This window comes from Acholeplasma granularum ATCC 19168 (assembly GCF_000526235.1).
GTDB classification, from domain to species: domain Bacteria; phylum Bacillota_I; class Bacilli_A; order Acholeplasmatales; family Acholeplasmataceae; genus Acholeplasma; species Acholeplasma granularum.
Genome location: NZ_JAFR01000006.1, coordinates 263,895 through 275,897 on the forward strand (window position 1 = coordinate 263,895; position 12,003 = coordinate 275,897).

Annotated in this window: 13 protein-coding genes and 1 riboswitch; of the genes, 7 read left to right on the forward strand and 6 right to left on the reverse strand. The window is 29.4% G+C overall.

Annotated features, from left to right (window positions below; all coding sequences use genetic code 11):
- Positions 1–10 precede the first annotated feature (10 nt).
- The 4 genes from rplT to G324_RS0101680 all read left to right on the forward strand — a co-directional run bounded on the left by rplT (position 11) and on the right by G324_RS0101680 (position 4,366).
- On the forward strand, positions 11–604 hold the full coding sequence (rplT, locus tag G324_RS08150; protein ID WP_025724666.1) for a 50S ribosomal protein L20: 594 nt from the start codon (positions 11–13) through the stop codon (positions 602–604).
- A gap of 141 nt (positions 605–745) precedes the next feature.
- A complete protein-coding gene (locus G324_RS0101670; protein ID WP_025724667.1) occupies positions 746–2,224 on the forward strand; it encodes a hypothetical protein in 1,479 nt (492 codons plus the stop codon).
- A complete protein-coding gene (locus G324_RS0101675) occupies positions 2,217–3,080 on the forward strand; it encodes a UTP--glucose-1-phosphate uridylyltransferase (protein WP_084027031.1) in 864 nt (287 codons plus the stop codon). Before G324_RS0101670 ends, G324_RS0101675 begins: the two co-directional genes overlap by 8 nt.
- 248 nt (positions 3,081–3,328) lie before the next feature.
- Positions 3,329–4,366, forward strand: a complete 1,038-nt coding sequence (locus G324_RS0101680; protein ID WP_025724669.1) for a M42 family metallopeptidase — start codon at positions 3,329–3,331, stop codon at positions 4,364–4,366.
- A 50-nt stretch (positions 4,367–4,416) separates the two neighbouring features.
- On the opposite strand, the gene G324_RS0101685 is transcribed toward G324_RS0101680, so the two are convergent.
- The 3 genes from G324_RS0101685 to G324_RS0101695 are packed head-to-tail and all read right to left on the reverse strand — an operon-like array spanning position 4,417 to position 6,185.
- Positions 4,417–5,352: an SPFH domain-containing protein gene (locus tag G324_RS0101685; protein WP_025724670.1), complete on the reverse strand. Its 936-nt coding sequence runs from the start codon at positions 5,350–5,352 to the stop codon at positions 4,417–4,419.
- A gap of 14 nt (positions 5,353–5,366) precedes the next feature.
- Positions 5,367–5,810, reverse strand: a complete 444-nt coding sequence (locus G324_RS0101690) for an NfeD family protein (RefSeq protein WP_025724671.1) — start codon at positions 5,808–5,810, stop codon at positions 5,367–5,369.
- Complete coding sequence (locus tag G324_RS0101695; RefSeq protein ID WP_025724672.1) at positions 5,811–6,185, reverse strand: hypothetical protein; 375 nt, start codon at positions 6,183–6,185, stop codon at positions 5,811–5,813.
- Positions 6,186–6,321: 136 nt separating this feature from the next.
- A riboswitch (TPP riboswitch) is annotated at positions 6,322–6,428 on the forward strand.
- Between the two features lie 54 nt (positions 6,429–6,482).
- On the opposite strand from G324_RS0101695, the gene G324_RS07075 reads away from it, so the two are divergent.
- Positions 6,483–7,106 (forward strand): energy-coupled thiamine transporter ThiT, encoded by a 624-nt coding sequence (locus G324_RS07075; RefSeq protein WP_025724673.1) that lies wholly within the window; start codon positions 6,483–6,485, stop codon positions 7,104–7,106.
- Here G324_RS07075 and recU read toward each other — a convergent pair whose 3' ends face one another.
- Complete coding sequence (recU, locus tag G324_RS07080) at positions 7,107–7,673, reverse strand: Holliday junction resolvase RecU (protein WP_035357034.1); 567 nt, start codon at positions 7,671–7,673, stop codon at positions 7,107–7,109.
- Positions 7,674–7,819: 146 nt separating this feature from the next.
- On the opposite strand from recU, the gene G324_RS0101710 reads away from it, so the two are divergent.
- Positions 7,820–9,502: a ribonuclease J gene (locus G324_RS0101710; protein ID WP_025724674.1), complete on the forward strand. Its 1,683-nt coding sequence runs from the start codon at positions 7,820–7,822 to the stop codon at positions 9,500–9,502.
- Between the two features lie 46 nt (positions 9,503–9,548).
- Here G324_RS0101710 and G324_RS0101715 read toward each other — a convergent pair whose 3' ends face one another.
- Positions 9,549–10,070, reverse strand: coding sequence for a DJ-1/PfpI/YhbO family deglycase/protease (locus tag G324_RS0101715; RefSeq protein WP_025724675.1), 522 nt, complete (start codon positions 10,068–10,070; stop codon positions 9,549–9,551).
- On the reverse strand, positions 10,070–11,314 hold the full coding sequence (locus G324_RS0101720; RefSeq protein ID WP_025724676.1) for an AAA family ATPase: 1,245 nt from the start codon (positions 11,312–11,314) through the stop codon (positions 10,070–10,072). Before G324_RS0101720 ends, G324_RS0101715 begins: the two co-directional genes overlap by 1 nt.
- A 171-nt stretch (positions 11,315–11,485) precedes the next feature.
- Here G324_RS0101720 and G324_RS0101725 point away from each other — a divergent pair, with 171 nt between their 5' ends.
- Positions 11,486–11,998 carry an adenine phosphoribosyltransferase gene (locus G324_RS0101725; RefSeq protein ID WP_025724677.1) on the forward strand — a complete coding sequence of 171 codons (513 nt, stop codon included), beginning with the start codon at positions 11,486–11,488 and terminating at the stop codon, positions 11,996–11,998.
- Positions 11,999–12,003 lie beyond the last annotated feature (5 nt).

A 12,003-nucleotide genomic window follows, 5' to 3' on the forward strand; every position in this document is an offset into this window, starting at 1 on the left:
GAACTAAACAATGGCTAGAGTAACGAACACACCAGCAACAAGAAGAAGACGTAAAAAGGTATTAAAATTAGCTAAAGGATATTTTGGTTCAAAACGCTCCTTATATCGTACAGCAAACGAACAAGTTATGCGTTCATTAATGTATGCATACAGAGACCGTAAACAAAACAAGAGAAACTTTAGAAAATTATGGATTTCAAGAATCAACGCAGCAGCTGTTGCAAATGATTTTAAATATTCAAAATTAGTACACGGTTTATCAATTGCAAATGTTGAACTAAACAGAAAAGTATTAGCAGACTTAGCAATCTCAGAACCAGCTGTATTTACAAATTATGTAAATTTAGCAAAAGATGCAATTGCTAACCCAACAAAGTACGCTAAACAAGTTGTTGCACCTAAAGCAGAAGTAAAACAAGCACCTAAAGCAGAAGCAAAAAAAGATGTAGCTAATAATGTTGATTTAGTAGCTGAACTTTCTAAATTATTAGTTGCTGATTTAAGACCTGCTGCAGTTGAAGCTGGAATTGAAAACGCATCTTCATTAAAAAAAGCTGAATTAGTTGAAGCATTAGCAAAAATCGGCTACAACCCAAATAAGTAATTTAAACTTAAAGATGAGTCTTAAGACTTATCTTTTTTTTATGATATATACCATGAATAATATAAACCTTAATTGTCTAAAATTGACTAACATGGTATAATAAATATTAAGTGATTAACCATTTCATAAGGGGAATGTGACATGAAAAGAAGATTGATAATAAGCCTCATCTTAATACTTATATTACTCATTTCTTTTTCATTGGTATTCCCACTAATGAATCTAGACCACTCGATAATATACACAGTTTTTGCAATTATTGGTATTGTTTTAGTGTTTGTATATTTATTTAGTGGTGTGGCAAAATTTATAGTTGTACTAATATATTCATTAATAATAATTGTTGGACTAATTATACTTCCTGATTATAAACATGCGATCATGGCAGTTGGGACATTTATGATTATATTAAATCCGCTTTTTAATTTTGAAAACTATATAGAAAGTAAAATGATTTCAGATGAAACAGCACCGTTAAGTATCTCATTACGTGGTAGATATTGGCCATTTTATGCTTATCGTCAGGAAATGAAAAACTATGTAAGGCTACCCCAAACAAAAAAACTATTTACAAAACCATGGTACCTAAAATTAAGACAACTTGTAACCCTTTTATTACTTTTTTCAGCCATATTTTTATTTATGAATGAATTAAAAAATTTATATATAGATTTGAGTAGATATAATCCTATTCAAGTATTTACCTTTTATGGTGTTATAACATTGTTTATTTTGACATTTATCTTATATAAAAACGGGTTTACAGCTCTTTTTAGAGCTTCTATAATGTTTATATTTCTGCCTATCATATTAAGTGCATGGTTATTACCTGTAACTCTTTTTTCAAAAATTATATTTACAATAATTGTTACTATATTAGGAATTACTGATGTTATTTATGAAAAATATTTATCCTTAAATAGAGTTGCATACCATGCTTATAAATATTATGATTTAGACGATCAAAGACAGGTCTTTGCAAATGAGTTTTATGAACCACTAGTTTATAATGAAACCTACTACATTGTAGGAATTTATAAATTCAGAACAACATTAGAAAAGTTTCAACAAAAATTGCAAGAAATATTATTTTACTCAAACAGAAAACACTTCATGATTACGGCATATACATTTGATGGTAAAGATCTAGTTATGTACACTGAGTTTTATCATAAACATGGTAAAAGAGCTAATAATTTTATATCTTATTTAGAATCATTATTTCATACAAAAGTACAGTCACAAATTATTTATGATAAACAAAAAGAAATTTATGAAAAAACATTTTTTCATAAAACTGAGTATATTGTAGCAAGAGCATTAAGTCTTGCTGAATTAATGAGTGATTTAGATATTACAAATAAAGATTTAATTATCTCAATGATTTTCTCATTTCAATCTAAAGAAGATATATTAAAAATAAGTAAGCATTATTATGTGACGAGATTAGAAGAACTCGATGATTCGGAATATTATGCAGCTAGAATTTCCGTTAAGACTACAAATTCCAAATTTGCCATAGAACAGAAGGTAAGAGATATATTATTAAATGCAATGATTTATAAAGCACAATACGTTAGAATATTAGTATATTACGAAGGAGATAAGCAAAATGATTAAAAAAGCAGTCATACCCGCAGCAGGTTGGGGAACAAGATTTTTACCAATAACAAAAGCAGTACCTAAGGAAATGCTTCCTATCATTGATAAGCCTGCACTTAGCTATATCATTGAAGAAGCCGTTGATTCAGGCATTGAAGAGATATTAATTATAATCTCATCAAATAAAGGGGCTATACAATCATATTTTAAGTACAATTTAGAACTTGAGCAATTTTTAAAAGAAAAAAATAAATTAGATGATATTAAACTAATAAGACAGACACATCATGGAGCAAAAATATTTTATACAACACAAGAAGAACAATTAGGTCTAGGACATGCAGTTCTGCAAGCTGAAAAATTTATTAATGGTGAACCATTTGCAGTATTATTAGGCGATGATGTTTATGTATCAGAAGATAAACCTGCACTTAAACAACTAATTGATGCTTTTAATGAAAAAAAGTCAAGTATTCTAGGAACTATGGAAGTCAGTGATGAAGATACTAAACTATATGGTATATGTATGCCAAAAGAAGATAGTTCTAAACCTATTGTAGAATTAAAAGGAGTGGTTGAAAAACCAAAAAGTAACCCTCCTTCAAATTCAGCAATATCTGGACGTTATGTACTGACACCAAAAATATTTGAATTACTAAAAAATCAAACACGTGGTGCTGGAAATGAAATTCAGTTAACAGACTCTATTTTAAGATTAATGGATAGCGAGAAAGTTTATTCATTTGATATGATTGGAAAAAGATATGATATTGGTTCAAAGATAGGGTATTTAGAAGCAATCATTGATTTTGGACTAAAAAGAGAAGAACTAAAAGACGGGTTAATGCATATTTTAAAGAGTAAAACTAAATAAACAAATAACGTTTTAATTGACAAATCTATTAAAATATAGTAAATTAAAGGTGCCTAGGAAGAACCCGTGGAACCCAAACATTTCTTTTTGGGAATTGAACCATACCGGTGTTGAAGGCCAATGTTATTTATTTGGAATCCCAACGTATGTGTATACGAAATTCCCACGTAAATATAAGAGATTCTCACTACTTCCTAGGTTTTTATTTTGCAAAAATAATAATTTGAATCAAATAAAGGATATTAAAAATGAAAAAAACAATTAATCAACTTAACGAACTAACCAAATTAAATGCAATTTCTTCAAATGAAGAACAAGTTTCAGTGTTTCTTCAACAAAATCAAACAGCTAAAATAACAAATGATAAACTAGGATCTGTAATATTGACTAAAGGATCTGGAAAAAAAGTCATGATTACTGCTCATATGGATGAATTTGGAATGATTATCAGCCAAATTACAAAAAATGGCTTATTAAGATTCCAACCTGTAGGTACATTTAATGTATCTTCAATGGTTCACAACAAATTTGTTATTACCTCAAATAAAGGACAACATACAGCAGTATTAACAGCCAAACCGTTTATGCAGCAATCAGCAGAAGAAAGATTGAAAACACCTGATGTAAAATCTTTATACTTAGATGCAGGCTTTACATCAGATGAAGCAGTAAAAGATGCTGGTATTGAAGTTGGCGATATGGTAACTAGATATCACACATTTGAAGTAATCAATGAAGATATAATTATATCTAAAGCACTAGATAATCGATCAGGTGTGTGCGTTTTAAATGAATTGATTGATGAAGTCAATGATTTAAAATGTGAATTAAATGTAAGTTTTACTGTTCAAAATCAAATGGCTATGAAAGGTTCAAAAACAACTTCATTTATGATAGAACCAGATATAGCAATTTCACTAGATGTATTTGATAGTGATGATATATATGGAGAATCTAAATATAAATTAGGACATGGACCACTTATAATTTTCTATGATCAAGGTCTAATAGCTCATAATGGATTAAGAAATTACATAATTGATATTGCTAAAAAACATAACATTCCTTATCAAGAAGCATCAAATGAAAAAGAGTCATCTGAAGGTGGTTATTTACAACTTTCAAAACTAGGAGCAGCAACTGTCTCTATCGGTATACCAATTAGAAATAGAAATACACAAAATGAAATGGTAAGTTTAAGTGATTTAATAAATACAAAAAAACTACTAAAACTATTTTTAGAAAGTCTAAATGATTTAGAAATAAATCATATACTTACATATTAAAAACAAAAGCCACTTTGGACTCGTTTATGATTTCAAAGTGGCTTATTATTTTATTTTGTTGTTTTTTTAACAGGTTCCTTACCAGATTCAACAACCTCTGTAAGTGCTGTTACAGTTCCTGCTAAATCAGCTAAATTAGATGGAACAACAATCTTTGTAGCTTGACCCTCAGCAAGTTTAGCAAGTGCTTCATATGCTTTAATTTGTAGCACTGCTGCATCAGGCATTGATTCTTTAATTAATCTTATACCAAGTGCTTCAGCTTCTTTAAGTTGACGAATTGCTTCGGCTTGAGCTTGTGCGTTTAATATTACTTGTTCTTTATCAGCCTGAGCTTTTAAGATGATTGCTTGATTTATACCTTCAGCCTCTAATATCTTTGCGCGTTTTTCACCTTCAGCAATAAGAATCGTTTGTCTTCTTTCTCGTTCGGCGCGCATTTGTTTTTCCATTGACTCACGAATATCTTTTGGAGGCATAATGTTTTTAACTTCGACACGGTTAACTTTTATTCCCCATTTATCTGTAGCATCATCTAGTGTATGACGCATTTTAGTATTAATGATATCTCTAGATGTCAATGATGTGTCAAGTTCTAAATCACCAATGATATTTCTTAATGTAGTAGCAGAAAGAGATTCAATAGCTAAGATTGGATTTTCAACTCCATATGCATAAAGTTTTGGATCCGTTACTTGATAAAAGACTAAAGTATCAATCTGCATTGTTACATTGTCTTTAGTAATAACTGCTTGAGGATCAAAATCTTTGACTTGCTCTTTTAATGATACAACAGCTACAACTCGATCAACAAAAGGAATTAGCCAGTGTACACCAACACCCCATGTAGTATGATATGCCCCTAATCGTTCAATAACATATTTTTTTGTTTGTGTTACAAAACGAACGCCTGATATTGCAAGAAGTGCAATAACCCCTAAAATTACTACTAATACAATTAAAACTATTTGTCCTGTTTCACCCATTATTTTTCCTCCTATTAATCGATTTTAGTGACAATAAACTTATTACCTTCAATTGAAAGTATTTTGACTTGTTTTCCAACCTCAATTGTCTCAGAAGAAACAGCTGTCCATATCATATGCTCAAAATCAACCTGTCCACGACTTATAGATGTTATTTCTTTTATTACAATTGCAGTTTTACCAACATATGAATCAACATTAGTTGTTACAATGTTTTTCTTAAAATATTTAATAAGTGCTGGTCTTGTAAGTAACATTAATCCAAAACCACTTATAAAGAATAATATGATTTGTAAAGCAATATTTTCAGGTAAGAAGATTGAAAGAATTAATGATGGAATTGATGCAAGTGCAAACCAAATACTTACAAATTCTACTGTGATAAACTCAATAACTATTGTAATTACAAATACAGCCAACCAAAACCAAACAATGTAATCAGATATTATTGCAATCATTTATAATACCTCCTCTAAATATACTTCGAGTACGTTTAAGCTCTTATTCCAGTCGGCACGATATTTAGAGCCTTTTTCATCAAGAGAAAGGTTAAATAAACTGTCAATTCGAGTTAAAAAAGCCTTATTTGTTATTCTGCCATATGAAGTGTTTACGCTTACATTATATCTAGAATGTTCGGGTATATCACCACGTAAAACCTCATCTTTTGATAGCAGTTTAATTAAAATTAAACGTTTATCTACATCATAACCAAGCATAACTTGATTAGCAAATTCAAATAATTGTGATCCTGACTTATTAATAGTAATACTGTTATGAGTCAGTGTAACAATAATTTCTTTGGGTTCTCCATTAAACCATGTAACACCCATGATAATCACCTCTCTATACTTTCATTATATAAATAATTATTTCATATGTCAATCAAATTATAAAAAATTATTTTATATTATTATTTTTATCGAAGCAATTTATTTTTGTTTTATAATCCATATGATATAATAATGGTGATCAACTTCGGGGAGTCCAAAATATAGGACTGAGAGGATTTAATAAAATCGACCCGTCAACCTGATCTGGATAATGCCAGCGGAGGGAAAGTTATAATATTTTTTTAACTTTATTTCTTTTGGCCAAAGAAATTTTTTTATTTTCTAAGGAGGAAGAAAATGGAACAAAATAGAATTATGATACGAAATATAGTAGTCGTATCAACATTACTTGCAATAGCAATAGCTATTGATATAGTAACAGGCATGATACCTGGATTAAACTTATCAATGCCATTGGGGGGTAGATTATTCAATCTATCACTGTTACCGATTATATTAATTGGTATATTTTTAGGTCCTGGTTATGGAATAGTTGGTGCAGTAACTTATGGATTGTTTGGATTTTTTTATGATGGATACGCACTATCTTATTTTGCTCAAAATATAAGCGAAGCAGCTTTAGTTTTTTTCTTGGACTATATTATTGCTTTTGGTGCTTTAGGATTAAGTGGTTTTTTTAAGAACAGTCTAAAATCTATTTGGAGTTTTTCACTAACTACAACTATAGTATTAGTGATACGTTGGTTCTCATCCACAGTAGTTGGTGCTATCTTATGGGCTTCTTATGCAACCAGTAATGAATGGACTGCAAATCTTATGAATAATGTCGGAAAAAATGCATTTATATATTCAGGTATATATAATATTTTATATACACTTACTACATTAGTAAGTATGATTGTAATAGTGGCATTTTCAATTAATCAGTTTAGGGAATTAAAACTGCAATTAGAAAAATAACTATAATAGGTTATCAACCACTTTTAAATAATCTAATCGTGGTTGATAACCAAATTTTATTAACATACAATGCTCTTTAAAATATGAATAAGGAATTGATTTTCTACCATCTTTTTTACTAGATTCCCACATTTTATATAATTCATCAAATTTAAGTAAGTAATACTCTTGATAGTTTTTCCATCCAATAATTAAAAATGCAATTCCACCATGTTCATGAACATCTTTTAAATGAATAATCTGGTGCTCATGTATATTTGAAAGTGGAAAACTTGTTTTGGAATTGGTTTCTTTTGCATCAAAATCAATATACTTACCTTTATAAACACCATTGTAATCTGTTGTGGAAGGTGTTCTATAATAAGCCTCAATAATTTTTGCTTTATTTCTAGCAGGATAACTTACATTAACAACCTGTATTGGGGTTGGTTTTTTATGAATAACCGCAATATTTTTTTGTAAATAATATTGATTTGTTAAGTCAATATCAGATTCTAATGTCATTCCTAAATTGGAATAATTATTTTCTTTTTTGACCATCTTTTTTTTATTAGGATAATTAATCATATATAGGACCTCTCATTAAATTAATTATAAACTAAATGTAAATAAAACGATAATAAATGATAATTTTAGATTTTTACTGTCTATGACAAAAAAATATGATATAATAAATTAATTGATAAATTCGTTACTGAAAGGACAAACTATTTGTGAGTGAAATACGCTTTTTCGCTTTAGGTGGATTGGGAGAAAACGGTAAAAATATGTATGTCGTTGATGTTGACAGACAATATTTTATTTTGGATGCTGGGTTAAAGTATCCAACCCAAGAACTTTATGGCGTCGATGAAATTATACCTAATTATAAAATGTTAACTAATATAAAAGATCGTATAAAAGGGATCTTTTTAACACATGCTCATGAGGATCATATTGGAGCATTACCACATATATTAAAAGATTTAAATGTACCTATATATGCAACTCCTTTTACTATGGAAATCGTAAAAGATACTTTAAAAGAAAAAAACTTTGATTTAAAAGATTTAACGCTTTATACAATTGATAAGAATTCAATTATACGTTCTGGAAATGTAAAAATTACTTTCTTTTCTACAACTCATTCTATACCTGAGTCTGTTGGTATAGCAATTCATACAATTGATGGTGTTATTGTTTATACATCCGATTTTACATTTGCTCAAATGGGAGATCCAAAATATCAAACTGATTTTTCAAAGATCAATGAAATAGCTCAAAAAAATGTTATAGCACTATTACCTGAGTCACTAGGTTCTACCTTTGTTCAAGATGGTGGTATTCAAAATGCATTAAATCATAAAATTAACTCTGTATATGCAAATGCAGAAGGAAGAATAATCGTTTCACTATTCTCATCAGACTTACAAAAAATTCAAAAAATAATTGATATATCACTAAATCATCATAAGAAAATAGCCATAATTGGACGTAGAGCTCAAAGAATTGTTGATATTGCAATTCAAAAAGGCTATTTAGTTATTCCGGAAGAATCCTTGGTTAATTTAAAATTCATAGATGAAAAGAATAAAAATGATGCAAATAATTTAGTGTGTTTAGTTACAGGAAGCCGTCATGAACCGTTTTATATGTTACAACGTATGTGTAAAAAACAAGACAGACTTATACATATTTGTCATAAAGATACAATATTAATTATGACTTCACCAGTTCCTGGAACTGAGAAAATGGCAGCAAGAACATTAGACGTATTATATAGAAGTGACGCTGATATCCAAGTTATTGATAAGAGATTACTTGCCTCAAACCATGCAACAGCTGAAGAAATTAAAATGATGATTAATTTATTAAATCCTAAATATATCATTCCAACAATTGGAGAATATCGTCATCAATATGGTGTAAAACAATTAGCAATGCAACTAGGTTATGAGGAAAACAGAATTTTCCTACTTGACAATGGAGACTCTGTAAATTTTAGTGATAAAAAAGAAACCTATGTATCAAAATCTGAAATTAAAACAGGCGATATATTAATTGATGGTACAGCTGTAGGTGATGTTAACGACTATGTAATGCGTGATAGAGAATTACTGGCTGCAGATGGTGTTTTAATGATTGTTGCTAATATAAATCCAAAAACTAAAAAGGTAATTGGTAATGTTGAAATTATTTCTAAAGGATTTGTTTATATTAATGAAGATCAATCGATGATGGATGAAATAAGAACTATTTTTGATTCAATCACTCTAAAACATTTAGATGGTAAATACATTAATTGGAATGAATTTAAACTACAAGTTAGAGATGAAGTCTCTAAGTATATCTATCAAACGACAAGAAGAAGACCAATTACTATACCTGTTATTATTTCAACAGAACTTAAATCATAAAAAAAAAGAAGAATTTAATAAAATTCTTCTTTTTTTATAATTATCATTACTTTTTAATCGCATCAATTAATGCTGGTAAATAATAAGGTAAATCAATAGGTCGTCTGGCAGTAACTATATGGTTATAAACAACTACAGGCTCATCCATCCAAATTGCTCCCGCATACATTAAATCATCTTTAATGCCAGGCGTAGATGTCATTTTTACACCTTTTAATATATGTGCACTAGACAATACCCATCCAGCATGACAAATTACACCTATTACTTTTTTGTGTTCATTTAAGTATTTAACAAAATTTAAGACTTCTGGAAGCCTTCTTAAATAATCAGGTGCCCACCCACCAGGAATAATTAGTGCATCATACTCCGTAATATCTACATCCTTAAAAGAAATCTCACTTTTTGTTTGTAGACCGTATTTACCATGATACACTTTATTAGTTTCTTCACCTGCAATTGTTACTTTTGCACCAGCTTCAGTTAGTCTAATCAATGGATAATGAAATTCTAAATCATCATAATCATTACTAACAATTGTTAGTATTTTTTTACCTTTTAACATTATTATTTTGACTCCTTTTTCTTATAACCTTTAATTTGATCGATTAATTTCTTTCTCTCAAACAATGCTTTTTCATAAACACTTTCTTGTTTAGGATTATAATAACTTACTCCAAATAAATTTTCTGGTAAATATTGCTCACTATTAAGGGAACCAACATCATTATGTGGGTATCTATATGCATCTGGGTTTGTTCTTAGATATTTATTATCAATATGTTTTGGAATAGGACCTGCAATTCCGGCACTAAAATCTTCTAATGCTTTATCTAAAGCTACCATTGCAGTATTAGATTTAGGAGATAACGCCATATCAACAACAGCAACAGATAAAGGAATTCTAGCCTCAGGAAAACCTAACATTTTAGCGGTTTGCATCGCTTGAAGTACTTTACCACCCATTGTGGGATTTGCAAGACCTATATCCTCATATGCAATAACAATTAACCTTCTTACAATGACTTCTAAGTCACCTAATGTAATAAGTCTAGCTAAATAATGAAGCGATGCGTCTACATCTGAACCTCTAATTGATTTTTGTAGAGCAGATAACATTTCATAATAGTGATCTTCATGATCATCTAAGGAAAGTTGAGGTTTACCTGCTAATTTTCTAATAATGTTTGATGTAATTTTTTTACCATCATCGACAACTAAGGATGCACTTTCTAATATATTTAATGCAGACCTTATTTCGTGATTAGAAGCCCTAATTATGGCACTTACCGCATCATCTGTTAAGATTACTTCGTTATCTAGATATGGAATTGCTGCCAATATTGCAGATTTAATATCTTCATCACTTAAAGATTTTATTTCGTATAGATGACATCTTGAGCGAATCGCTAAGTTAATACTTTGATATGGATTTAATGTGGTGAGTCCAATCATCACAGCTTTTCCACTTTCTAAAAATGGTAATAAATAGTCTTGTATATCAGTTTTCATTCGGTGAATTTCATCAACCACAATTAATACATTATGATACGCTGTCATATCAAGAATATCTTTGAGTTTTGCTTTATTATCTGTGGATGCATTGAAAAAATAAGTATCAAGTCCGCTAGAATAAGAAAACAAATTTGCAATTGTGGTTTTTCCGGTTCCAGGTGGCCCATATAAGATGAAAGATAAATACTTTTTTTTCTCCAACATCTTTGTTAATACACCATCTTTACTTAATAAATGGTCTTGTCCATAAACATCTTTAAATGATTTTGGACGCATGCGACTTGCTAAAGGTTCCATACTGTCCCTCCTAAAAACTATTATAACATTTTATAATACTTAACATTTTAAAAAACTATTAAACAGGTTTATAAATGCCTAAAACATTGTAAAAAAGCCATAAATAACATATAATAATATGTAGACAAAATAAATGTCACACTAAGATAAAAATTGAAGGAAGTAATGTATATGGATTTAAAACAATATATAGCAGCAGTTCATGATTTTCCAAAAAAAGGTATTTTATTTAGAGATATTACACCTTTAATGCTTGAAGGTAAAGCATACCAATATGCAGCTCAAGAATTTACAAATTTTGCAAAAGAAAAAAATGCAACATTGATTGTTGGACCTGAAGCCCGAGGTTTTATCTTTGGATGTCCTGTTGCTGTTAATTTAGGTATTGGTTTTGCACCTGTTAGAAAACCGGGTAAATTACCGAGAAAATCAGTGACATTAACATATGATTTAGAATATGGTACAAATTCTTTATCTTTACACGAAGATGCTATTAAGCCTGGTGACAGAGTAGTAATTATTGATGATTTACTAGCAACAGGTGGTACGATGGATGCAACAATTAAACTCGTTGAAAAACTGGGTGGTATTGTTGTAGGTCTAGCATTTTTAATTGAATTAGATGATTTAAATGGAAGAGAATTATTGAAAAACTACGAAGTTAAAACACTTATGCACTATTAATTAAT